Source organism: Winogradskyella sp. PC D3.3 (assembly GCF_054366245.1).
Map to the genome: position 1 here is coordinate 823,224 of NZ_CM135962.1, position 23,782 is coordinate 847,005.

Genomic DNA, 23,782 nt, shown 5'->3' on the forward strand with positions numbered 1-23,782 from the left:
GATAAGATACAAGTTGATAGCTGTTATCTTATGTCTGAAAAAAAGTAAAATCTTTTAAAGGGTTTATGTTCAACTCAAAAACTTATAAAATTATGGTACGTATTATTAACTACAAAGAAAGACAAAGAGAGGATTTAACAACATTCTTTGTTTTAGAGCTACAAGGTGGTGTTGCAATGGTAAAAAGCCAAGTAACAAACCAGTTCTATGCTACGGCACAAAAGACTTTCATTTCTTCAACATTTGATGAAGAAACTTGTAAAGCATTAATAGGAACTTCTATGCCTGGAAAGATAGAAAAAGAGACTTGTGAACCTTATCAGTATACTGTTAGGGAAACAGGCGAGATGTTAATTCTAAATCACAGATATGTGTTTATTCCAGAAGGTGAATCAGCAGATGAGGATAAGGCTATTCAGGATTTATTAACTGAAGAACACACATTTTCACAGAATGGTGTACTAGAGGGCGAATTAATAGATTAATCAAACTTCCAGTTTATGTATAACTACTATAAGGGTAGCAAGCATAAACTGGAATTTTTAATTTGAAAGTTATGAAAGTATCAGAAATTAAAGTTTCCTACTCTAATGAATATCCCAGCAAAGTGACTATAACTAATAGTAATAGTGTTTATGATTTAATAAAGAGTCATTGGGATACAGATTTAATAGAGTTGCAGGAACAAGTGAAAGTTGTTCTACTTAATAGAGCTAACATGGTCATTGGTATTTATGACTTGTCTAAAGGAGGGATATCAGGTTGTATAGTAGATATAAAACTTATTTTAAGTGTTGCTTTAAAAGCACTCACATCACATATAGTGTTAGTTCATAACCATCCTAGTGGTAACCTAAAACCAAGTGAAGCAGATAAGAGGATTACAAATAGGCTAATTGAAGCATGTAATATAGTTGAGATTACTCTAATAGACCATCTAATAATATCTAAGGATAATTACTTTAGTTTTAAGGATGAAGGGCTTATATAGCCTTTCCCTAATATGATAGTAGTTTTTGTCTTGCTCTTATGTGTATGTGTCAATATGTACACTATTTAACGTGATTTAGCTGTAGTGTGATAGTTTACAGATTATATATTATAGCTAAATTATGTAAATATTGATAGGTGCTATTAAGGTATTCTACAGGTGTTACTAGATATATTTCTATGCCTCTAGGCAAATCAGATGTTAAACAGTAAGTAGTAAATAGCTAAATGTTAGTTTTCAGAATCTTCAATATGAAGTAATTCAGAAAGAGAAACTTCTAAGGCTTCAGCAATTCTATACAAGGTGTGTAGTGTTGGATTAGTTCTTCCAGATTCTATTCTAGAGACATTAGTAGTGTCAAATACACCTTCAATTTTACCAGCTAAGTCAACTTGAGAATACCCTTTGGAGTATCTTATTTCTTGAATTCTTTTACCTGTTATTTTCAGTAAATTTGACTTTCCCAATCTTGGCATATTTGACAGGTCAAGGAAAGGTTTATATTTACGTAGTTTAATGCCATATATGGCAAGTATTTAAAACATTTTAAAAATGGAAAACGTATTCTTTATTTTATCTTCAGTATTTTTTATAGCTGAATTTGGTATTAATTATAAAATAGCTAATACCCAAGACAAAATGGATTTCAACTATAATCCTAGTCAACTTTTTAATATAGGAGCTTGGTTGTCAGGTTTTGTTTTATCTGCAATATCATTATCTTTTGCATTAGATATTAAATGGTATTTTATAATAATTATTAATACACTTGTGTGCTGGTTTTTACATCCAGTATTTGCTTTTTTATATAGGTCACTTACTGGCTATGGAAACTTACATAGAGATAAGAAGATAGTAATGATAATAGCTATTGTGCTTTTTGTAATAGGTTTAGTATTATGACTTTTCGCATGATTTTATAAGAGTACACCTTATTCAGGTTTTAAAAAAAGAGTCTATGTTAAATAAAGAGTATTTTATAGATTTACTATCTCTAGATACTGCTCTAGTAAGTATACACCATATTAATTGGTGGCTCATAAAATATGAAGATGAGTTCTACAACGCTATTCCTAATTCAGAATGTGGTAAATGGAGTAAGTGGTTAAGAGACAACTCTATTAATGTCTTTCCTTGTGCATGTCACACTAGAGAACAAGATTGTATCTTTATTGAAATGTATTTTGAACTTCTAAAGGTATCTGAACTAGAGAAACAAGAGGTTCGCTATAAGAAACCTATTGAGGTGTTTAATTCAATAAAACATGATGAGGATAAAGTTGCTCTATGGCTAGAGGAATATGAGTCTCTATGGCATAACCTGCAATATAATAAGGTCATAAGGGTTAAAATCACTACTGAACCATACACTAGAATAGAAATTCAATTAAATGCTGATGATTTCAAGAACATAGCAACATTCAAAAAGTTGTATTATAGATGTTATCATGCTATCACTTAGTAAAAGCGTATTACACTTACAAAAGCAGTAAGGAAACAGTAAATAAGTTTCTTAATATTCATTCAGATAAAACTGAACTAATTTTCAGATTAAATATAAAAAAGGGAGTACTTCTAGAGGTGCAATAAATAAAAGTGACAAATAAACGCATAGCGTTCAGCTGATTAGTTAGTGAATATCGAGCCCAAGTGGGACCACTTTAATAAAGACAAGCCTTTCGAGAAATCGAGAGGTTTTTTTTACACCAATACAACATATGTACAACAATTGGTCTTTCTTTGATTCATTTCTTTAAAATCACTTCGTTAATTTGTATACTGACGTTGTAGTTTTTGCTATATACACCATAAAATGTTCTGTGAAATAACAATCTGAGACTCTAATTTTGACTAATTTGTTTTAAAAAAGCAGAGAACTCTGAGGTTATTCGAGTTGCTTGTGCAACTATATCCCAGGCTCTCTTTGCAATTTCTTTAGTGATTTTATCTAACCATATATGACGTTTAACGTGCAGATATACTGTGTTTACTCTTAGAGGAAAGTCTTGTGTCGTGGCTTGTTTATAAAATCCATGAGCAATTAATTCTCTGGCAGTTTCTTTTTTTGAAGTGATATGACATTCTTCAAAATAGAGATACATAACTTCACCATTCTTGGTATGTCTAACTAAGTCTAAATGATTTATTAAAAATTCAGGAAGAATAAGCTTCAGTAGTTTTTGAAACTGTCTAAAAGGCTTTTTTTTACAATAATCGAAATCTATTTTTAATTAGCACACACAACTTTTAGGAATGATCTCAAATTATCATATAGAATGTTTTCTATATTTATGTTTTAGACCTATTAATTTTAATAATACCATTTTTTTTAAAGTGATGTCACTTGTTTTAAGTAATTGAGTAGTTTCAAACTCGGCATTTAAAACCGTCATTATTTTTTGTGACGTATTTCGTCACATACCAAGCCATAGAACAGATGTATTTTGAGTTTAGCGGGCTTACTCTACTTCAGACGAAATCTGTAATTTATACCCTTACTTTAATTCTGTTTTCTCCTACAGCTCAATATTTTCAGTTCTAGTCGTAAATATTTATAAAGAAAAAAATGTTTATTAAAACAACAAATTATAATCCAAATACACTTGGCAACCATAAACTTAATCCAGGAAAATAGGTGACCAATAGTAGAGAAATTATCATGGCGGCAAAAAGCGGTAAAAGTGGCTTAACAACTTTCTCTATGGTTGTATTTGCTACACCAACTCCTACAAATAAAACAGATCCTACAGGTGGTGTACAGAGACCAATGCATAAATTTAGAATCATAACAATACCAAAATGTACGGGATCCATGCCAAGCTTTTCAACAATAGGTAAAAAGATTGGAGTGAAAATAAGGACTGCTGGTGTCATATCCATAAATATACCAACAACTAATAATATTAAATTAATGATTAGTAATATCACTATTGGATTATTGCTTGCTCCTAATAGCGCTGTACTTATATCATTTGGAATATTCTCATAAGACATTACCCAAGACATGCTCGTGGAAGCACCAATCAATAACATGACAATGGCTGTAGTGCCACAGGCTTCTAAAGATATTTCTGGTAAATCTTTAAGGGTGATTTCCTTGTACCAAAGGCCTAATAATAAAGTGTAGAGAACCGCAATGGCTGATGCTTCTGTGGCTGTGAAAATGCCTGCTACAATACCTCCAATTACTATAACAAGTAACATTAAGCTAGGGAAAGCTCTAAAAAAGGTACGTCCAACTTCTTTTAATGAGCTTTTCTTCCCAACTTTATAGCCTTTCTTTTTAGCCCAAAAAGACGCAACGATCATAAGAAATAATCCTGTTAATATTCCAGGTATATAGCCAGCTAAAAATAAGGCAGCGATGGATACACCGCCACTTGCTAAGGAATATACAATCAGTACATTACTTGGTGGAATTATTAGTCCTGTAGTTGAAGAAGTAATGTTTACTGCGGCTCCAAATTCTTTTGAATAGCCTTCCTTTTCCATTTCTGGTCCTAAAATACTACCCATTGCTGATGCAGATGCCATTGCCGATCCCGCTATGGCTCCCATTAGCATGGCGGCTATTACATTAATTAATGCTAATCCTCCTGGGAGAGCACCTACAAGTGTTTTGGCAAAATCTATTAAACGGTGTGCTATACCACCTTTATTCATAAGTTGACCAGAGAGGACAAAAAATGGTATGGCTAACAGGGCAAAACTATCTAAACCGGTCGCCATTCGTTGAGATACAGTAGTAACTGCAGGAAGCATGGATATACTTGTCATCATCGTTAATAATGATGAAATGGCAATACTCCAGCCTACAGGGACGCTTAGTAATAATAAACCAATAAAACTAAATACTAAAACGAGTATAGGTAGATATTCCATTATAATTGTTTGTTTAAAATATCAGAAAGTTTGTAATAAATAATTAAGATGCCGCTAATAGGAATTACGGAATAAACAACAGCTAACGGAATTTGCAATGCTGGCGAAGACTGTTTTAGAGTAAATGTGATATAAACTAATCGTAGCCCACCAATCACAAATGCTGTAAGGCAAAAAGCAATAATAATCCAATTAACAAATGTCTTTAATTTTGTTTGCCCTGCCTTATTCAATCGTGCTGGTAATAAATCTATAGCAACATGCATACGTCTTCCAGAAATATAAGCAGCTCCTAAAACACCAACCCAAATCATAAGATACCGTGCTAGTTCGTCTGTAAATGAACTTGGAGTTCCTATCACAAATCTTGTAAACACTTGCCATAATACATTTATAACCATTACTCCCATAATTATAGCGAGTGATGTACCCAATATCTTATCTACTTGTTTTCTTAATTTCATAATTATTGACTTTCTTGAATTCTTTTAAGGAGGCTATAAATCTGTGCATCATTTTTATAGGACTCATAAATGGATTCCACTTTGCTTTTAAATATTGTTTTGTCTGGTTGAATAATGGTTACTCCAGCTTCTTTAACAGCTTCTAAGGCCTCTAATTCTGCTTTTGCCCATAGATGTCTTTGATAGTCTACTGAAACATCAACAGCCGATTGCAACCATTCTTTTTCTTGAGTATTTAATGCGTCCCATAAATGTGTACTAATAATCAGTACATCTGGAATCGTAGTGTGTTCGTCTAGAGAAAAAAACTTGCAAACTTCATAATGTCTTGATAGGTAAAATGTTGGTGGGTTGTTTTCTGCTCCGTCTACAACTCCTTGTTGTAAAGCGGTATATAATTCTCCTGATGATATTGGAGTAGGGGACCCTCCAAGGCTTGTGACCATACGCATGGCCGTAACGCTTTCCATGACTCTAATTTTTAAGCCCTCCAAGTCTTCTGGTGTTTCAATAGGTTTCTCTTTGGTATAAAAACTTCGACTTCCAGCATCATAATATCCTAAACCTTTCAGCCAATATTTTTGTCCACCATCCAACAATTCTTTGCCAATAGCACCATCTAAAACATTAAAAGTATGTTCGCGATCTTTAAAAATGAATGGCAGTCCAAACACTTTCATATCTGGCGAAAAATTTTCCATCACTGCCGCAGATACTTTGGTCATATCTAAACTTCCTATTTGAAGCAGCTCTAAGCATTGACGTTCCGAACCTAATTGTTGGTTAGGGTATATTTCTAATTTTAATTTTCCATTTGAATTTTTGTCGAGCTCTTCACCCATACGTATCATGGCCTTATGTACAGGATGGTTTGTGTCTAACCCGTGTGCTAATTTGATTGTTTTTTCGCTTTGTAATGTTTCACAAGATGTAAAAGTCATTAATAATAAAAATGAAATAAATACCGGAACAAATGTTTTCATTAAAAATAGATTAGATTAAAGCTTTTACTTTTTTGACGATTGACGTTCTATTAAATTCGAATCCATTATTATGGTTTGTGCGTTTAATGCGCCATTTTCTTTTGTGATATGCTTCAAAAGTAATTCTGTAGCAACCTTACCCATTTCAATTCCTGGCTGATTAATAGTCGTTAACGCAGGATTAATTACTGTTGAAATAGGTTCATTACTAAAACCAACAATGGCAATATCTTCAGGAATTTTTACACCTTTATCTGTTAAATATTTCATGGCTCCAATTGCTGCCACATCGTTTGCAGAAAATATACCATCAACAGGATTTGGTAGGGCTAATAATTTCTCGGAATTTTTCTTGCCATCTTCTTCCATTAATTTAGATGGAAAAACAAACGCTTCTACAAAGGGTAAACCATATTTTGAGAGTGCATGTTTATAGCCTTGAAATCTGTTTTTATAAATTTCTAAGTTTTGTGGGCCAGAAAAGTGAGCGATATGTTTACACCCTTTCAAAATGAGATGCTCTGTCGCCTCAAAACCACCTTTAAAATCGTCAATTAACACATTAGAATAATTAGGAATATCACAATGTCTATCAAAAAACACGAGTTGAATGCCTTGCTTTTTTAAGACTTCTAAATGCTTATAGTCTTTAGTTTCCATGGAAATAGACATGAGTACACCGTCTACCCGTTGCCCCAATAGGGTGTTTATTATTTTTTTTTCACGATTGAATTGCTCTAAGGATTGACAAATAATAACGGTGTAACCAGCTTCGTATGCAGTCTCTTCAATACCGCTAATTACGGATGAAAAGAAATGACGCGAAATTCTTGGTACAATAACACCTATAGTGTTTGTTTTATTTTTTCTTAAACTCGATGCTAAATGATTACGTTGATAACCCATTTCTGCAGCCTTGGCCAAAACGATATCTTTGGTTTTTTGTATGACTCTTGGGCTATCGTTTAAAGCTCTAGAAACCGTGGAACTATCAAGGTTTAAGGCCTTAGCAATATCATGTATGGTTACCTTATTATTTTGCATTTGAATATTATTTGGTAATTATTAACTTCCTCCTAGATTACGTTTTTTTGTAGTTGAAACCAAGCAACATTATAAAACAAATATATGATATTCAAAATACAATCGATTGTATTTTGAATATTTTTATTACTTTTACAAAAATTAACTTAAATATACTTGGCAATGACAACTCACTATCAAACACGTTACGCGGCATCACCACAAGACGTTAAAAACTACGATACTAATAGATTAAGAGATGAATTTTTAATTAGCAACGTCATGGAAGATGATGCTATAAATTTAGTCTATTCTCATTATGATAGATTTATTACTGGTGGAGCAGTTCCAGTGAAAAGTGAATTAAAACTCGAATCTATAGAGCCACTTAAAGCAGATTATTTTTTAGAGCGTAGAGAATTAGGAATAATAAATGTTGGTGGTAAAGGCACCGTTTCTGTTAATGGTGTAGATTATCATTTAGATTATAAAGAAGCTTTGTACATAGGTAGAGCGAATAAAGACGTTAGTTTTAGTAGTGAAGATGCTACAAAACCCGCAAAATTTTATTTAAACTCTACACCAGCTCATAAAACGTTTCCAACTAAAAAAATTAGTAGAGAAGATGCGGAAGTGGTAGAATTAGGTGCTCTAGAAACAGCAAACGCCAGAACGATTAGAAAACTAATTGTAAATAGCGTGGTTGAAACATGCCAAGTACAAATGGGGATGACTGAGTTAAAAACCGGAAGTGTTTGGAATACCATGCCAGCTCATGTACACGATAGAAGAATGGAGGTTTACTTTTATTTTGAAGTACCTGAAGATCAGGCTGTATGTCATTTTATGGGCGAACCAGAAGAAACAAGACATATTTGGATGGCAAATAACCAAGCCGTAATTTCTCCACCTTGGTCTATACATTCAGGTTCGGGAACGAGTAATTATACTTTTATTTGGGGTATGGCTGGAGAAAATTTAGACTACGGAGATATGGATCACTGTAAGATTAACGAGTTAAAATAATTAATTAAAACTTCAATTATGTCAATTAACTTATTTGATTTAACAGGAAAAACAGCATTAATCACTGGTGCTACTCATGGCTTAGGAATGGCGATGGCAAAAGGTATAGGGAATGCTGGAGCTAAAATTATTGTAAACGGGAATTCATCACAAGCAAAATTGGATGAAGCTGTTGCAACTTATAAAGAAGTTGGTATTGAGGCTTATGGTTATCTTTTTGATGTTACAGATGAAATCGCTGTAAAAGAACATATTGAAAAGATTGAAAATGAAGTTGGTCCTATCGATATTTTAGTCAATAATGCAGGTATTATTAAACGCACTCCATTAGTAGATATGGAGGTGGAGGATTTTAAAGCTGTCATTGATGTCGACTTAGTCGCTCCTTTTATTGTATCTAAACATGTTGTGAAAGGAATGATTGAAAGAAAAAGTGGTAAAATCATTAACATTTGTTCCATGATGAGTGAGTTAGGTCGAAATTCTGTTGGTGCTTATGCAGCTGCAAAAGGTGGACTTAAAATGCTTACTCAAAATATGGCGACTGAATGGGCCAAACACAACATTCAAACCAACGGGATAGGTCCTGGGTATTTTGCAACAAGCCAAACAGAACCTATTAGAGTTGACGGTCATCCTTTTAACGACTTTATTATCAACAGAACACCATCAGGTAAATGGGGAAATCCAGAAGACCTGCAAGGCGCAGCTATATTTTTAAGCTCAAAAGCGAGTGATTTTGTTAATGGTCATGTTGTGTATGTAGATGGAGGGATACTCGCGACTATTGGTAAACCCGCTAACGAAGATTAGTAAAATCTAAATTATCATGAAAATCATAAAAAATCGTATTTCTGTATTACTGATAGTGGTTTTATGTGCTTGTGCGCAAGAGAAAAAAAGCACCATTATTAGCGTAAAAAACACATTAGAGTTTGAGCGTACTTTTGAAACTGTAGAACTTGATAAAGCGTTCTTAAACGTAGATAATCTATCTAATATTGGAATAAAAGATGTAAATACAGGCAAGCTTCAAGTTACTCAATTAGTAGATAATGATGGAGATGGTACTATGGATGTCATTTTATTTCAACCTAAAGTGGCTTCAAAATCTGTAGCTAAATTTGAGGTGGTGCCTATTACCGAAGCAGAACAACCAAAAGCACCAGATTTGTGTTATTCTCGTTTTGTGCCAGAACGTACAGATGACTATGCTTGGGAAAATAATAAAGTTGCTTTTCGTGTTTATGGACCAACTGCACAAAAAATGATTGAAGATGCTGTTCCTGGTGGAACGCTTTCTAGTGGTGTTGATGCTTGGTTAAAACGCGTAGAATATCCAATTATTAATAAATGGTATAAAAAAGAAACTGAAACTGATGGAAGTTATCATGTCGATACAGGGGAAGGATTAGATGATTTTCATGTTGGGGCTAGTCGTGGAGTTGGTGGTATTTCTGTAAAAGTGGATAATACGTATTACAATTCCAAAAACTTCACCAAATGGCGTACGATAACTACGGGGCCTCTAAGAACTAGTTTTTATTTGGAATATGAAAATTGGGATGCTGGTGGAAACAGAATTAAAGAATCAAAAGTAATCAGTTTAGATTTAGGTCAGAATTTTTCAAAATTTAATGTGTCCTTAGAAGGTGTTAAAAACATTTCTGCTGGTTTAACATTACATGAAAAAGACGGAGAGGTTTTTGGCAGTAAAGAAGAAGGCTGGGTTAGTTATTGGCAACCTCATGCAGATTCTGAATTAGGAACTGCCATTATTGCTTCTAAAGATTATTTTAATGATTTTGAGACTTTTAATAGTGATATAAAAGACCTTAGTAATGCTTATGCACATCTTAATGTCATAAACAATAAGGTTATATATTATGCTGGTTTCGGGTGGAAAAAGAGTGGTCAGTTTAATACTAAACAAGATTGGGAGAACGATATCATTACATTTTCAGAATGTATAAACAACCCTTTAGAAATTAGCTTGAATAATTAGATTTCATTAGTCGTTTAAACTTTTTTTGAAATGCTTCTCGAAATATTGTTTAAATTCAAATAACCAAAAAGCCATAGTTTTAACATATAAAAACTATGGCTTTCTTCTAATCTGTCCTGGGGAATATCCCATTTTATTTTTAAAGACTTTTGAAAAATAGAAAAGCGAATTAAATCCTGTTTTTGCAGAAATTTCTTTTAAAGAAAGTGATGTATTCACCATTAGTCGTTTAGCATGTTCTAAGCGCTCTTGAATAAGGTATTGTTGTAAGGAAACACCTGTGTTATTTTTAAATACCGTTCTAAACCTGTTGTAACTTAAATGATGATCACTTGCAAGTTGTTTGAAGTCGACCTCAGTATTAAGATTTTCTCTTATAAAATCTATTATTTTCTTACAAAGTTCTTCTTCACGATTACCAGACTCCTGATTTTCATAAGAAATAACATATGCAACCAACTGAAGAACAATACCTGCTAAAATCTTTTTAAATCCTGGGCTATTTCTTTTAACCAATTTTATAGACTGATTAAATAGAAATATTAATTCTTCCTGATATCCCATTTGTTTCACATAGGATGTATTATTAGGAAACAAATCTTTGAGGATTTTATTAGATAAAACCTCACCTCTTATACCCATCCAATACTCTTCCCATCCGGTATCTTCAGAGGGTTTGTAATTATGCCATTCTCCAGGGTATAATAACATAACATCTCCAGAATTTACCTCCCACTTACCAGATTTTGTTTCTAGCGTACCTTTTCCTGTAGGAACGTAAACAAGATAACATCCAGGCAGCGTTCTTCCCATAGCTTGTTCAAAGTCGTGTGTATCCGGATGACCGTCCATCGGGTAAGAAGCTCCAGGATAGATATGCTGATAGCCACATGTTGGTACGTAAACACCCCAAACCTCTGCTTCAGGGTCGTCAGCTAAATAGTGAAAAAAACTGTCCATATCTAACCAAATATAGACATTTTGAACAACAAAACCAACAAAACGTCTATTGTTTGGAATAGCTGATTCCTCTAAGTTTGTAAATCATCCATAATGATGGAAGCTTTTCTCAAGTCGTTATAATCAATTTTCATCCTGTCAATTTATAATAGCAACAATTAACAGTTTGCAAATTTGACATTAGGTATGAAAATAGTAAAAAAGTAAAATGATAAATTCAGAACCAAAGGTTATAATACAAAAAATCCACAAAGAAAAGACTTTGGCTCATGAAACGTCTATGCCAAATCCTCAAATTGAATTAGACTACACACTAACAGGTAAAAATGCTACTAGAGCTATAGAACTGGGACTTGCTGAGGCCGATTGGTATCAAACTCCTGTGCCTCGTAAAACGATGCGAAAATTGTTGGTTAGAAAAGATGGGCCTGCTATTATAGATACAATAATCCTTATTGTTATTTTAATGAGTACTGCTATAGGAACCATTTTACTTTGGGGAACTTGGTGGGTTTTGATTCCTTATCTTATTTACGCTGTATTTTATAGTACAAGTTCAGACTCTAGATGGCATGAGTGTAGTCATGGAACAGCATTTAAAACCGATTGGATGAATAATGTGGTTTATGAAGTAGCTTCTTTTATGGTGATGAGAGAATCTGTAGTTTGGCGCTGGAGTCATACACGGCATCACAGTGATACTATTATTGTTGGACGCGATCCAGAAATTCAAATACCACGTCCGCCGAACATAAAAAATCTTATTTTATCTATATTTAATTGGGGAGGATATAAAACATTCTTTCCTAGTTTAATTCGGCATGCATTTGGTAAAATTACGGCATCCGAAAAAACGTATATTCCCGACACTGAATTTGGAAAAATTTTTACAATAGCTCGTATTTATCTAGCAATCTATGTTACTGTAATTTGTTTGTCAATAATTTTGGGTACGTGGATTCCTATATTTCTGTTCGTATTACCTCAAATCTTTGGGACTTGGCTCATGATTGTTCATAACACAACGCAACATGCTGGTTTAGCCGAAAATGTTTTGGATCATCGCTTAAATTGCCGTACTGTCTATATGAATCCAATAAGTCGGTTTATATATTGGAACATGAACTACCACACAGAACATCATATGTTTCCGCTTGTGCCTTACCATGCGCTGCCTAAATTACACGAACTTATAAAAGACGACTGTCCGCCAGTGTATACGTCTATTTACGACGCTTGGAGTGAAATATTACCCGCAATAAAAAGACAAGTTAAAGAACCTGGATATTACGTGAAGCGTAAATTACCAGAAGCAAAAAACGTAGCACCAGAAGGTTTAGTGAAATCTAATGTATTACCTGATTCTGAAGGCTGGTTAGAGGTATGTTCTAACAACGATTTAGAGATTGAAGATATTATTAGATTCGATCATGTAAAGAAAACATTTGCCCTTTTTCGTGATAACCAAGGGTGTCTTCATGCTACAGACGGTATTTGCACACATGGAAACACACACTTAAGCGAAGGCTTAATCAAAGGTAAAATCATAGAATGTCCAAAACATAATGGACGTTTTAATATTGAAGATGGTTCTCCTGCTCGCGCTCCAATTTGTCAAGGATTGGCAACATATCCCATTGAAAGCCGTAATGATAAAATTTGGCTTAATATAGAAAAAGCAGGTGGAGCTGGTTCACGTAAGAAAAAAAGTTATGACTTAAAAGTGATTAGTAATCAAAATGTGTCAACATTTATAAAGGAACTTATTCTTGAGCCTATTAATACCAATGAAAACATTGAATTTATTCCAGGAGATTATATGCAAATTAATATCCCAGAGTATCATCAGATTCAATTTAATCAATTTGATATCCAAGAGCCCTATGCTTCCGTTTGGAATCATCAAAGAATTTTTGATTTAAGTTGTGCTAACACAGTGGTTGGTCGTGTTAATAATTACTCATTAGCTAGTAACGGACTTAAAGAGCGGGTACTTAAATTTAATGTCCGTATAGCAACTCCGCCTCCAGGTCAAGATTGTCTTCCAGGAATTGGCTCTAGTTATCTTTTTAATTTAAAACCAGGAGATAATGTAACTGCTACTGGTAGTTTTGGGGATTTCCATATAAAACCAACACATAGAGAGATGGTTTATATTGGAGGTGGTGCAGGTATGGCACCAATCCGTTCTCATATTGCACATCTATTTGAAAATGAGTCTACGCATAGAAAAGTGAGTTACTGGTATGGAGCACGCTCTAAACAAGAAATTTTTTATGATGATTTTTTCAAAAGTATTCAAGATGCACATGCTAATTTCAATTTTCAAATAGCACTTTCTGAACCATTAGAAGACGATAAATGGACTGGAGAAACGGGGTTCATTCATCAAGTTGTTTTTAATAATTATTTAAAAACTCACCCCAATCCAAAAGCCATAGAGTTTTATCTCTGCGGTCCACCAATGATGATTAAGGCATGTACTAAAATGCTTAATCAATTAGGAGTGACACCTCATCAAATTTCTTTTGATGAGTTTTAATGCTGAACGATATGAACAATTTTACTGAAACTACAAATACAGCTTCCACTTGGGGATTTTACGACCAAATGCGACCGCAGGAAATCGAAGCGATTCAAGAACAAACTCCTATTGCTTACTTGCCTTGGGGAGCCATTGAATATCATGGAAGTCATAATCCTACTGGTCTTGATAGCATAAAAGCGTTTAGCATGTGCAAAGACTTAGCAGAAAAAAATGGAGGTCTTGTTTTTCCTGTAGTTAATTTGGCTGCTAATTTAATTAAGTCTTATCCTGGTGTAAACTTCCCTCAACATTCTATTGAATTTTCGGAGAACCTCATTAGGCTTGTTTGTGAAGAATATTTGGAACAACTGGTTATACAAGATTTTAAAATTATTATTTTATTATCTGGGCATGCTGGTGAACCTCACCTCACCATTCTAAAAACGGTAGCAGAAGAATTTAATAACATATATCCGAATAGGAGATTTTGGGCATTAGCAGAATTCGATATTCTGCCAAATGATTTATTAGTCGCTAACCATTCCGCCATAGGAGAAACGTCCTTACAATTATTCTATGCGCCTGAAACCGTAGATTTAGAGACCTTACCAAAGGATAGAGCAATGACGCTAGAATTAGATGCTGTTTCTGGTGAAGACCCTAGATTAGCGACAAAAACGCTCGGAGAAAAGATAGTAAAATCATTTCTGAAAAATGCATCTGTAATGATAGAAGAGTTTAAACAAAAATATTTATGAAGTATAGAAAATTAGGAAGAACAGGTATAGAAATTAGTGAAATCAGTTTAGGTACTTGGGCTTTTGGGAATAAAGTTTACGGAGGTGTTGATGAAAAGGATGGTATAAGTACTATTCATGCTGGTATTGATATGGGTGTAAATATTTTTGATACAGCACCACAATACGGAACTCCAGAACAAGATGGTGTCTCCGAAATTGTTCTAGGAAAAGCACTAAAAGGCAAACGTAATAAGGTGCATATTTCTACAAAATTTGGACGAAATCCAACCATTAAAAATGGAGCGTCTCAATTCTACAAATCGCGTATTGTGGATTCTGTAGAAGAGAGTTTAAAACGGTTACAAACCGATTATATAGATGTATTGTTCTTTCATTCCCCTTTTTCACCTGAAGAAATAAATGACGATGTATGGGAGGGGATTGAACAAGTTAAAAAACAAGGGAAAGTACGTTTTATAGGACATTCCATTTCCATGTTTCATCAAACAGAACATATGGCGCGTCAATGGGCGAAAGAAAGTAAAATAGACGTTATTCAAGTGGTGTTGAGTTTAATGAATAAAGAAGCGCAGCAATTAATTGAAGATTTACAGGACTATCCTATAGGCGTCTTCGGACGAGAGTGTTTGGCTAATGGATTTTTATCAGGAGCTATTACAAAAGACACAAATTTTGCAAAAGGGACATTGAATGCACGCTATTCACGTGAAGAAATTGCAGAGCGCGTTGACCAGGTAGAAGCTTTTAAGTTTTTATTGAGAGATGACATTAATAATATGCCACAAGCAGCATTACGTTGGGTGTTGGATCAAAAAGGCATTTCAACAGTTTTATCCGGTGCTAAAAATATAAGTGAGTTAAAAGGTGCAGTCTCTGCCTCGGAAGCAAAACCATTTACAGAAACAGAATTAAAATTGGCCAAAGACTTATTGCAAAAAGATTTTGAACCTGCTTAAAACTTATCATTTATCAAGTTAAGCATATAGTCGTAGCTTAAATGATAGAATTAAATTAAAAAAACCTCCAGCACAATTTATTAATTTGTGCTGGAGGTTATATGTTTAGTATGTTTTAAATATTATTTTAGATAATTGTTTTTACTCATCTTCTAAAGTTACTGTTAGAATAGGGGCTGTAGCGGTTGACTCTGCACTATCAAATTGTAAATGTGCCCAAAGTGGCATGTCATTTCTGTTAGCTCCAATTCTAAGAAACATAAATTCTCCAGCACTTGCTCCATTTTCATATTGGTTGTTCATAAACGTCGCTAAATTTAGTCCTGAAGGATCATCCATTACAAATTCTCCAATAGGATCACCATTTTTAATAAAACCATTTTGAATTCCGGTGGCATTTGCATCGGTATTATAATCTCCTACAAAGAAGTCCGTTGAAAGAACTTCTGAAGTAGATCTAGGCGCTATAGCGTACACATCAAATTCTACTGGCACCCATGAATTATTATTAACCACATTTACCTTTAAAACCGCTGATTTTACTTTTTTACCTTCTGGTATTTCTGGTAAAGCAAATGGCATAACACTAACAACTTGATCGTCGCCTCCTACTCCCGTTGCAACATGGCCACCAAATAGTTGGGTCCATGTAGCATCCACAGATCCTCCACCCCAGATCGTAGCATCTGCAGCGTCTGCACTTACATCGAAGGCCGCGTTTGGATCTACAATCTCAATAGTAAAAGTTAAATCAGATGATTCTACACCATTTGTAGCGACTATGGTAATATCGTAAATACCTAAATCACATCCTCCACAATTCGTATATGGATCAAAAGTTATAACGCCTGATCCAAAGCCATTATCAACAAAATTTGCGAATTGCGGTAAATCATTTGCTTCCATAGTAATATTGCCTCCTAAGGGATCTACGGCTTCTATTTCTACGTCTAAAACTGCGCCTTCTGCTAATACTACATCATCCACAGGAAGAAAAACAGGTGCTTGATTTTGTGTTAAGGTTGTGATTTCCATATTTAGAACTCTATGAGTTCCTGGGTCGTCCAAATTAAAGTTACCAGCTACCATAGACCAATAATCTTGGTGTGTAATTTTACGTCTAAATTTATAGTTTTCTCCAATTTGAACAACGTCTCCACCTTGCTCATTCGCGTATATATCATAAGTCATAGTAACGGCATCGACATCCATTTTTACATGGTAAGTTAATCCTGCATGATATTCTAACTCATTATCTGCTGCGTAACCAGTATCATTATAAGCATCAATTTTTCCTGAAGGATTTAATCTTACAATGCATGAATTATCAGAATACGTCGTTGCGATACCATCTAAAATACCAACAACACCATCCATGATGTCTTTACTAGGAATCATATCAAACTCAACAGTAAATGTACCTGTTTGAGTGCCTTGCGGAATTGGAATAGATTGCCATTCGTTAATCCTACTCGTGTAGCCATCAAGATTACCTCTGAAATTAAAGACTACTGTTTTCTCATATCCAGAAGGTCGGGTAGCTATAAAATTAACTCTTTTTGACTCTTCTTCAGTAGGAGCGTAAGTATAGTTTAAGTTGTTGCTCAATACCTCACCAGTTTCATCGTCTACCCACTGTACCGTGGTATCTTCACTTGGAGATACTTGTAGGTTTAGGTCTAATGTTTCTCCTATTAAAACATCATAACCTTCCCACGCAATCCCCGTTATATTATCTCCTTCACCCCAAAAATAAACGGTCAAATCCGTGTCTGATAATGATGGATTATTTACATCGTCTTGACTGCAAGATGATGTAAGAAGTAATAAAATACTAAAAATATAGGCACTATAATTCTTTATTTTCATAATGTTTTTTTTTATTAATCTGATAAATCAACTCCTCTTGTTAAACTATTATCCCACCAAACAGGTGCTCCCCAAAAATTAACTCCATTATCTAAATGGGGTTCTAAATTTTCTCTGTTAAAATTCATTTCAGTATTTGGATAGGGTAATTTTCTTGGAATTAGACCATTTAATGTTTGATCGGTATAAGGGTTATCAGTTGTAGGTTTAAGTTTTGGGAAACCTGATCTTCTCCAGTTTGCAAAGCCTTCTATACCATTGTAAAAATTATTAACATAATGTTGCATGTTTATAGCCTCCATTTTATCTGCAGTATTGTTCCATAAATTTTCAGCGTAAACATCTGAATTAATATCTAAATTAGGTTCAGCACCTAATATTATAACCAGTTCATCAATGTTAGCAAAAATGGCATTTTTATAATGGGTTTTAGCATCACCACCAAAACTAGTCCAACCTCTTAGAGCTGCTTCTGCCAACCAAAGTTCTACTTCAGAATAAGATTGATATATTGAAGGTAAGTCAATCCGTGTTAAATGTCTTCTTATCTGAAGTGGTTTAAAATATTTATCAATTTGAACGGTTCTACCATTTTTTTCAACGAAACGTGGTGACCAAATATCGGCTGGTGCATCTTCAGGTGATTCAAATAAAAAGTATCCTGGTGCATAGCCTTCAAGAACTCCATAGGTAGCTAAATATTCATCTGTAATTTCCACACTAGTTTCGGTAGAAGATTTTGAGTTGTATCGCGATGTAGCATCTTCTTGGTAAGCGGCATACATGCCAAACATCATTAAGAGTCTTGGGTCATCATTATCTCGTAAATAAGACACATAGGTTTCACAGGCCACCATTATTTCTTCTGAAAAATTTTGAACTTGTGAAAAACCATTTCCTCTAATTTCTGAGGCTCCACTTGTGCTTACTGTAAAATCACCATGTTCTACTTTGGCAGCGTCATCAATATTTTCCATTACACCGTCTCCAATAGCTGATATGGCTTCTGTTTTGGCTTTAGACAAATTAACGTTGACTAATCTCATGGCATATCTTAACCTTAAGGAGTTGGCAAATTTTCTCCATCTCTCAACATCACCATTATACATTAAATCACCCTCTAGTGCTTTAGTGTTATCCAATTGAGCAGCGGCTTCTTTTAATTCCTTAAAGAAATCGTTATAAATGTCTTCTTGGTTATCATAAGCTGGATGTAAATTATCTGCTTCCGCTTGCGCACCAGCTTCAAAATATGGTAAATCTCCATAGGTATCTGTTAGTTGAGCAAAGATCATCACCTTTAAAATTCTTGCGACCGCTTCGTAATTTACAAGGTCAGGGTTCTGTTCAGCTTCTTGAATGGCGTAAGTTAAATCACTGATTTCACGGTAAGAACTTTTCCACATGTACTCCATATAACTGATGTCGAGTTTATAGGCTTGCCCATGCGATACTGTCCATCCGTCCGAAATCATTTGAGTAATTGACATGTGATACGCAGCTAAAGACCTCCACTGTGTTTCTCGATTTCCAGAGTAGCTCGTTTGTACTTTAGAGATTAAGGTTTTAGGATTTGCTATTGTTGAGGTGGTTGGGTCAACATTTAGGTCGTTAAAATCTTCGCAACTTGTTGCTAGTGTTACAATAGACACTAGTAATATCAATATCTTTATACTTGTCTTCATTTTTTAAAATTTTGCAGTTAAGTTAAATCCGTAACTTCGTCGTTGTGGTAAAGAACCATATTCATAGCCTTGTCCATTACTAATATTGTACGTTGACTCTGGATCGACATTAGGTACATTAGAATGAATTAACCATAAGTTTCTACCAATAATAGAAAAGGTTAAACCATTAAGGAATTTAATATTTTTTAATTGTTCTGGGCTTAAAGAATAAGATAAAGAGACCTCTCTTAGTTTTACATAGGATGCATCGTAAATAAATGGTTTTATAATATGCGAATTTGCAATACTACCCCAATAATCTTTAGGATTTACATAAACGTCATTGGCTCTATAATTAGGATTTCCGTCTGCTCCAACGCCATCTTCAATAACACCTTGTGCTAGATACCCCCCTGTGGCAACCCAACTACTTGGTAGTTCACCAGCATTTTCTCTTTGTGATTCGGATAGTGCCCATCCTTCTCTTCCTTCTAAGGTTCCAATATGTGCTCCTTGTTGATATAATTTCTGATTGGTCATAGATAATATATCTGCTCCAGATTTAATTTGAATCAAAGCTCTTAATCTAAACCCTTTATATTGAATACTGTTGGTAATACCTCCAGTAAATTTATACTGTCCATTACCTAATGAAACTTGTTCATCAGATCTTAGAGGTAATCCATTAGCTCCTAATATAGGAGTGCCATCTTCTGTACGTTTAAAATCGTAACCTACAATATCGCCATAAGAGCCACCTTCTTCTGCAGTGATTAATGAGCTAATCCAATCTGCTCTTGCAATGGTTTGTGTTTTTGCTTCCTCATGTAATTTTACAATTTTGTTCTCATTGTTGGCAAAATTGAATGTTAAATCCCAACGGAGATCATCTGTTTTGATAGGAACAATATTTACCATGACTTCCCATCCTTTATTATTGATCTCACCTGCATTAATACTTGCCGATTCATACCCATTTGAATTAGAGATAGGAATATTCATTATTTCGTCATAGGTAGTTTGATTGTAGTGTGTTATATCTAAACCAACTCTCCAATTAAATAATTTTGCATCTAAACCAAATTCATAACCTTTAGTTCTTGAAGGATTTATATTGGTGAAATAGGTATTATCATTAGCCGTGGAAAAATTTGATCCGTTTGAGGCATATGGATAATCGAAAAAAGTATTATAAGCATAAGGATCTGTATCGCCACCAACTTCCGCATATGAAGCTCTTAATTTCGCATAAGATATAGTTTTCGATTTCATGTTTTCTATGGCCTTAGTTAAGACTAAAGCACCTGTAAATGATGGATAAAAATAGCCGTTATTTCCTTTTTTAAGTGTGGATGACCAATCTTGTCTTCCTGTGACATCTAAAAAGGCATAATTTTTAAAACTAACATTTGCAAATCCGTAAAAAGATCTTACTTGCTTTCTAGGATTGTCTCGTCCTACTATAAATTCATTGTAGTTATTTATAGAGATGACATCCTCTGAACCTTGATTTTTACCAAGTATACGATTTGTTGAGCTTTCAAAATTCATAAGGTTTCCACCAAGACTAGCTCCAATTGCCCAATCATCGTTTATTTCTTTATTCGCAGAAAATAAGAATTCAGTATTAATTTCGGTAGTTCTTGAGTCTATTTTTGTTAATTCTCCCCATTCTGCTAAAGGTGTTGTTTTTGGTGAGTAATTATAATAATCATAAGTAAATGTATCTATACCTGATTTGAATTTGAAATCTAACCAATCTGTGATATTATAATTTAAGGATGCATATCCTAATACTCTGTTCTTCTTAGACTCATTTTTCATGTTATACAATGAATAATAAGGATTGATAATTCGCGTGGCAGAATTCCAAAATACATAATCGCCGTTGGCATCTGTTGCACTATCTTGTAACCATTGTTGATCAATATTTCCTGGTAATCCCAAAAGTGCTAAAGCCGTATTTGCTCCGGAATAGCCCAAATATGGTCTATTGTCAACATCTTCTATGGTGAAATTAACTTTGGCATCTAAAGTTAATTTTTCCCACATATTCATGTGCCCCTTTAAAGTAAAGTTATTTCTATGCAGACCACTATTGGGAACAATATCCTCCATTTTTACATCAGAAGCAGAAAATAATAAGTTGGCTGATTCAGTACCACCAGATAAGGAAATTGTATTTTGAATGGTATAACCTGTTCTAAAAAAGGATTTAATATTGTCTTTTTTTACGCCATAATCTCTATACTGACCATCAAAAGAGATAAACTGTAAATTTGGATCCATTTTACCACCCCAACTCCACATGCCTGTAGCGTCACCTATATCCCTTGGTGGTGTTCCGATTCCTTGACCATAAACATGTTGAACATCCTCGTATCCGCTTACGACCTCATCAAAAGTAGAGTTTGTTGAAAAATTTATATTAAATTTAGATTTCGAGTTCTTTTTAAACGATTTTGTGGTAATTAAAATGACACCGTTTCCACCTCTAGAGCCATATAATGCTGCGGCTGCTGGGCCTTTTAAAACAGATATAGTTTCAATGTCATCTGAGTTTACAGACGAAATGCCATCTCCTAAATCTTGGCCACCATATTGTCCTGCTTGTCCAAAAGAGTTGTTATCCATTGGCACACCATCAATAACGTATAACGGTTGATTAGAGCCATTAAATTTTGTGTTTCCACGAATAATAATCTTAGATGAACCACCTGATCCTGTATTTGGTTGTGCAATATCTACACCGGCAACTTTACCAGCTAATGAGTTGACGGCATTAATACTTTTTATTTCGGCGAGTTCTTCGCCATCAACTTTTGATATGGCATAGCCTAAAGCTTGTTCTTTACGTGAAATTCCAAGTGCGGTTACCACGACTTCGTTAAGTGCTTCAACAGATTCAACCAATTGAATATCAATAACGGTATTATCTCCTATAGTTATCTTTTGTTCAGAGAAACCTATATAACTAAATTGAAGTATGTCGCCTTTATTTGCGTCAATGGAATAAACACCATTAAAATCAGTATTTGTTCCTTTGTTCTTTCCAACAACGAGGATTGATACTCCTGGCATCGGCATTCCATCTTCTAATGCCGTGACTTTACCCGTTATTTGAATTTCTTGAGCTTGTAAATCACAAAATGATGTAAGTATAAAGACACAGAGAAACACTGTAAGTTTAAAATGTTTAATTCCCATAAAAAATTGAATTTAGAATTATAAGGCTTTTAACGAAAGATCAAAAAAGCACTCTAAAAAGTTAGTTGTTAGTAATACAATAGCTAATTATTATAGTATTCTCAAATATATATATAAAAACTTCTAAATTCACAACAAGACCCTAGTGATTAATGAAGAAAAGACAAAACTGATAAAGATTTGAGCAGTATGTATAAATTTCTGTTTTTAATTTATGTAGTTACATATTAGACCACCTTATTAAGGCTTCTAAATAGTAGTAATCTGCATAATTAAGTGGTGCGTCGGTTTCATTATTTTCATGAAAATTGCCTACAGAATGTTTTAATATAAAGCCTCCGTTTTTGTTTTTTTGAGCTAAATAGTCATCAGAAGAAAGTGTTCTCAGGATTGTTTCGGCGTAGTCTAAATATTCTTTTTTATGTGCTAAATCAAAAGCTTGTAATTCTAGTAATGCCGATGCTACAATAGCTGCTGCTGATGCGTCTCGCGGAATCTCTTCAGTACTTTCGGCATCATAATCCCAATACGGGATATTATCATTAGGAATTTTGTCGTTATTCATTATGTAATCGGCTATTTTTTTAGCTTGCTCTAGGAATATTTTATGACCTGATTCTTTATAAGCTTCTGTATAACCATACAAACCCCATGCTTGTCCACGCGCCCAAGCAGACTCGTCAGAAAAGCCTTGAAAATTCACCTTTTTACGTACTTCACCTGTAATATGGTCGTAGTCTATGATATGATAACAACTATAATCAGGTCTATACTGGTTTTTTATTGTTGTTGTTGCATGTGCATTGGCAATACTAGAAAAGGTTGAATCTGCAGTATGTTTAGTAGCTTGATATAGTAAATTTAAGTTCATCATATTGTCAATAATAATAGGCATATCTAATCCTTTTCCCTGAATCCAAGGGGCATCTGTATCCCACGATTGAATTACTTTTGCAACAGGTCGGTAACGTGTACTTAACGATTTTGCTGCATCAATAACGGCTTGTTTATAGGTTTCGTTTCCGGTAAGACGATAGCCTTGACCAAAAGAGTTTTGTATCATGAATCCAACATCGTGGTTCCATTTTACAAATTGAGCAGAGTCTAAAGCCTCTGTAAACGTTTCTGCTTCTATTTTCCACTTATTATCTTTCGTGTGTTCGTATAAATACCACAGTGAACCTGGGAAAAAACCACACGTCCAATCTTGTTTATAGGCCATTCTAAGCGACCCATCATTGTTTAAACTTCTGGGATTTAACAATGGTGAAATGGTATCTATTCTACTTATTAAATAATCGTATTGATGTTCTGTAAGTGAAAACACTCTGTCTATAAGTTCTTGCTTTGTTTCCCCTTTATGTTCTTTAACCTCAACCTTGTTTTTACAAGATGTTAACGATAAAATCGAAATAGTAATGGCTATAAACCTTATTGATAACGTCATATCTATTCTATTAA

21 protein-coding genes are annotated in these 23,782 nt (G+C 34.2%); 10 read left to right on the top strand and 11 right to left on the bottom strand.

Features of this window, described 5'->3' with window-relative positions; translation table 11 throughout:
• Positions 1-92 precede the first annotated feature (92 nt).
• Positions 93-485, top strand: coding sequence for a hypothetical protein (locus ACXGSQ_RS03615; protein WP_458628277.1), 393 nt, complete (start codon positions 93-95; stop codon positions 483-485).
• A gap of 71 nt (positions 486-556) precedes the next feature.
• Positions 557-991, top strand: coding sequence for a JAB domain-containing protein (locus ACXGSQ_RS03620; protein WP_458628278.1), 435 nt, complete (start codon positions 557-559; stop codon positions 989-991).
• 230 nt (positions 992-1,221) lie between these two features.
• Here the strand turns inward: ACXGSQ_RS03620 and ACXGSQ_RS03625 are convergent, their stop codons facing one another.
• The gene (locus tag ACXGSQ_RS03625; RefSeq protein WP_458628279.1) at positions 1,222-1,458 is read right to left on the bottom strand and encodes a helix-turn-helix domain-containing protein; all 237 of its coding nucleotides are present in this window, start codon (positions 1,456-1,458) and stop codon (positions 1,222-1,224) included.
• An 85-nt stretch (positions 1,459-1,543) separates the two neighbouring features.
• Between ACXGSQ_RS03625 and ACXGSQ_RS03630 the strand changes: the two genes are divergently transcribed.
• Positions 1,544-1,894 (top strand): hypothetical protein, encoded by a 351-nt coding sequence (locus ACXGSQ_RS03630; RefSeq protein ID WP_458628280.1) that lies wholly within the window; start codon positions 1,544-1,546, stop codon positions 1,892-1,894.
• Between the two features lie 55 nt (positions 1,895-1,949).
• A complete protein-coding gene (locus tag ACXGSQ_RS03635) occupies positions 1,950-2,453 on the top strand; it encodes a hypothetical protein (protein ID WP_458628281.1) in 504 nt (167 codons plus the stop codon).
• A gap of 379 nt (positions 2,454-2,832) precedes the next feature.
• On the opposite strand, the gene ACXGSQ_RS03640 is transcribed toward ACXGSQ_RS03635, so the two are convergent.
• The 5 genes from ACXGSQ_RS03640 to ACXGSQ_RS03660 all read right to left on the bottom strand — a co-directional run bounded on the left by ACXGSQ_RS03640 (position 2,833) and on the right by ACXGSQ_RS03660 (position 7,364).
• On the bottom strand, positions 2,833-3,216 hold the full coding sequence (locus tag ACXGSQ_RS03640; protein WP_458629314.1) for an ISAon1 family transposase N-terminal region protein: 384 nt from the start codon (positions 3,214-3,216) through the stop codon (positions 2,833-2,835).
• A 361-nt stretch (positions 3,217-3,577) separates the two neighbouring features.
• Positions 3,578-4,873 (bottom strand): TRAP transporter large permease, encoded by a 1,296-nt coding sequence (locus tag ACXGSQ_RS03645; RefSeq protein ID WP_458628282.1) that lies wholly within the window; start codon positions 4,871-4,873, stop codon positions 3,578-3,580.
• Positions 4,873-5,337 carry a TRAP transporter small permease gene (locus ACXGSQ_RS03650; protein ID WP_458628283.1) on the bottom strand — a complete coding sequence of 155 codons (465 nt, stop codon included), beginning with the start codon at positions 5,335-5,337 and terminating at the stop codon, positions 4,873-4,875. The genes ACXGSQ_RS03645 and ACXGSQ_RS03650 overlap by 1 nt, the downstream gene beginning before the upstream one ends.
• Before the next feature lie 2 nt (positions 5,338-5,339).
• Complete coding sequence (locus ACXGSQ_RS03655; protein ID WP_458628284.1) at positions 5,340-6,320, bottom strand: TRAP transporter substrate-binding protein; 981 nt, start codon at positions 6,318-6,320, stop codon at positions 5,340-5,342.
• Between the two features lie 24 nt (positions 6,321-6,344).
• Positions 6,345-7,364: a LacI family DNA-binding transcriptional regulator gene (locus tag ACXGSQ_RS03660; protein ID WP_458628285.1), complete on the bottom strand. Its 1,020-nt coding sequence runs from the start codon at positions 7,362-7,364 to the stop codon at positions 6,345-6,347.
• A 162-nt stretch (positions 7,365-7,526) separates the two neighbouring features.
• Here ACXGSQ_RS03660 and kduI point away from each other — a divergent pair, with 162 nt between their 5' ends.
• From kduI to ACXGSQ_RS03675, 3 genes are read left to right on the top strand one after another with little or no spacing between them, the layout of a single operon-like run.
• A complete protein-coding gene (gene kduI, locus ACXGSQ_RS03665; protein ID WP_458628286.1) occupies positions 7,527-8,369 on the top strand; it encodes a 5-dehydro-4-deoxy-D-glucuronate isomerase in 843 nt (280 codons plus the stop codon).
• An 18-nt stretch (positions 8,370-8,387) separates the two neighbouring features.
• Entirely contained in the window at positions 8,388-9,182 is a 795-nt protein-coding gene (locus ACXGSQ_RS03670) for a gluconate 5-dehydrogenase (protein WP_458628287.1), read from the top strand.
• 16 nt (positions 9,183-9,198) lie between these two features.
• Entirely contained in the window at positions 9,199-10,374 is a 1,176-nt protein-coding gene (locus ACXGSQ_RS03675) for a DUF4861 family protein (protein WP_458628288.1), read from the top strand.
• A gap of 93 nt (positions 10,375-10,467) precedes the next feature.
• On the opposite strand, the gene ACXGSQ_RS03680 is transcribed toward ACXGSQ_RS03675, so the two are convergent.
• Entirely contained in the window at positions 10,468-11,334 is an 867-nt protein-coding gene (locus tag ACXGSQ_RS03680) for a helix-turn-helix domain-containing protein (RefSeq protein ID WP_458628289.1), read from the bottom strand.
• A 208-nt stretch (positions 11,335-11,542) separates the two neighbouring features.
• Here ACXGSQ_RS03680 and nqrF point away from each other — a divergent pair, with 208 nt between their 5' ends.
• Genes nqrF through ACXGSQ_RS03695 form a run of 3 tightly spaced genes read left to right on the top strand, consistent with a single transcriptional unit; the run spans position 11,543 to position 15,578 of the window.
• A complete protein-coding gene (gene nqrF, locus ACXGSQ_RS03685) occupies positions 11,543-13,876 on the top strand; it encodes an NADH:ubiquinone reductase (Na(+)-transporting) subunit F (protein ID WP_458628290.1) in 2,334 nt (777 codons plus the stop codon).
• An 11-nt stretch (positions 13,877-13,887) separates the two neighbouring features.
• Positions 13,888-14,619, top strand: coding sequence for a creatininase family protein (locus tag ACXGSQ_RS03690; protein ID WP_458628291.1), 732 nt, complete (start codon positions 13,888-13,890; stop codon positions 14,617-14,619).
• A complete protein-coding gene (locus ACXGSQ_RS03695; protein WP_458628292.1) occupies positions 14,616-15,578 on the top strand; it encodes an aldo/keto reductase in 963 nt (320 codons plus the stop codon). The genes ACXGSQ_RS03690 and ACXGSQ_RS03695 overlap by 4 nt, the downstream gene beginning before the upstream one ends.
• Positions 15,579-15,719: 141 nt before the next feature.
• Here ACXGSQ_RS03695 and ACXGSQ_RS03700 read toward each other — a convergent pair whose 3' ends face one another.
• From ACXGSQ_RS03700 to ACXGSQ_RS03715, 4 genes are all read right to left on the bottom strand, one after another.
• Positions 15,720-17,447: a hypothetical protein gene (locus ACXGSQ_RS03700; protein WP_458628293.1), complete on the bottom strand. Its 1,728-nt coding sequence runs from the start codon at positions 17,445-17,447 to the stop codon at positions 15,720-15,722.
• 14 nt (positions 17,448-17,461) lie between these two features.
• The gene (locus ACXGSQ_RS03705) at positions 17,462-19,132 is read right to left on the bottom strand and encodes a SusD/RagB family nutrient-binding outer membrane lipoprotein (protein ID WP_458628294.1); all 1,671 of its coding nucleotides are present in this window, start codon (positions 19,130-19,132) and stop codon (positions 17,462-17,464) included.
• A gap of 3 nt (positions 19,133-19,135) precedes the next feature.
• Positions 19,136-22,321, bottom strand: coding sequence for a SusC/RagA family TonB-linked outer membrane protein (locus ACXGSQ_RS03710; RefSeq protein WP_458628295.1), 3,186 nt, complete (start codon positions 22,319-22,321; stop codon positions 19,136-19,138).
• Between the two features lie 220 nt (positions 22,322-22,541).
• A complete protein-coding gene (locus ACXGSQ_RS03715; protein ID WP_458628296.1) occupies positions 22,542-23,768 on the bottom strand; it encodes a glycoside hydrolase family protein in 1,227 nt (408 codons plus the stop codon).
• Positions 23,769-23,782: the final 14 nt, after the last annotated feature.

Excerpts from the sequence above, each read along its gene's own strand:
- ACXGSQ_RS03615 (WP_458628277.1), top strand. The coding sequence starts at position 93 with ATGGTACGTATTATTAACTACAAAGAAAGACAAAGAGAGGATTTAACA.
- ACXGSQ_RS03620 (WP_458628278.1), top strand. The coding sequence starts at position 557 with ATGAAAGTATCAGAAATTAAAGTTTCCTACTCTAATGAATATCCCAGC.
- ACXGSQ_RS03630 (WP_458628280.1), top strand. The coding sequence starts at position 1,544 with ATGGAAAACGTATTCTTTATTTTATCTTCAGTATTTTTTATAGCTGAA.
- ACXGSQ_RS03635 (WP_458628281.1), top strand. The coding sequence starts at position 1,950 with ATGTTAAATAAAGAGTATTTTATAGATTTACTATCTCTAGATACTGCT.
- ACXGSQ_RS03645 (WP_458628282.1), bottom strand. The coding sequence starts at position 4,873 with ATGGAATATCTACCTATACTCGTTTTAGTATTTAGTTTTATTGGTTTA.
- ACXGSQ_RS03650 (WP_458628283.1), bottom strand. The coding sequence starts at position 5,337 with ATGAAATTAAGAAAACAAGTAGATAAGATATTGGGTACATCACTCGCT.
- ACXGSQ_RS03655 (WP_458628284.1), bottom strand. The coding sequence starts at position 6,320 with ATGAAAACATTTGTTCCGGTATTTATTTCATTTTTATTATTAATGACT.
- ACXGSQ_RS03660 (WP_458628285.1), bottom strand. The coding sequence starts at position 7,364 with ATGCAAAATAATAAGGTAACCATACATGATATTGCTAAGGCCTTAAAC.
- kduI (WP_458628286.1), top strand. The coding sequence starts at position 7,527 with ATGACAACTCACTATCAAACACGTTACGCGGCATCACCACAAGACGTT.
- ACXGSQ_RS03670 (WP_458628287.1), top strand. The coding sequence starts at position 8,388 with ATGTCAATTAACTTATTTGATTTAACAGGAAAAACAGCATTAATCACT.
- ACXGSQ_RS03675 (WP_458628288.1), top strand. The coding sequence starts at position 9,199 with ATGAAAATCATAAAAAATCGTATTTCTGTATTACTGATAGTGGTTTTA.
- ACXGSQ_RS03680 (WP_458628289.1), bottom strand. The coding sequence starts at position 11,334 with ATGGACAGTTTTTTTCACTATTTAGCTGACGACCCTGAAGCAGAGGTT.
- nqrF (WP_458628290.1), top strand. The coding sequence starts at position 11,543 with ATGATAAATTCAGAACCAAAGGTTATAATACAAAAAATCCACAAAGAA.
- ACXGSQ_RS03690 (WP_458628291.1), top strand. The coding sequence starts at position 13,888 with ATGAACAATTTTACTGAAACTACAAATACAGCTTCCACTTGGGGATTT.
- ACXGSQ_RS03695 (WP_458628292.1), top strand. The coding sequence starts at position 14,616 with ATGAAGTATAGAAAATTAGGAAGAACAGGTATAGAAATTAGTGAAATC.
- ACXGSQ_RS03700 (WP_458628293.1), bottom strand. The coding sequence starts at position 17,447 with ATGAAAATAAAGAATTATAGTGCCTATATTTTTAGTATTTTATTACTT.
- ACXGSQ_RS03705 (WP_458628294.1), bottom strand. The coding sequence starts at position 19,132 with ATGAAGACAAGTATAAAGATATTGATATTACTAGTGTCTATTGTAACA.
- ACXGSQ_RS03710 (WP_458628295.1), bottom strand. The coding sequence starts at position 22,321 with ATGGGAATTAAACATTTTAAACTTACAGTGTTTCTCTGTGTCTTTATA.
- ACXGSQ_RS03715 (WP_458628296.1), bottom strand. The coding sequence starts at position 23,768 with ATGACGTTATCAATAAGGTTTATAGCCATTACTATTTCGATTTTATCG.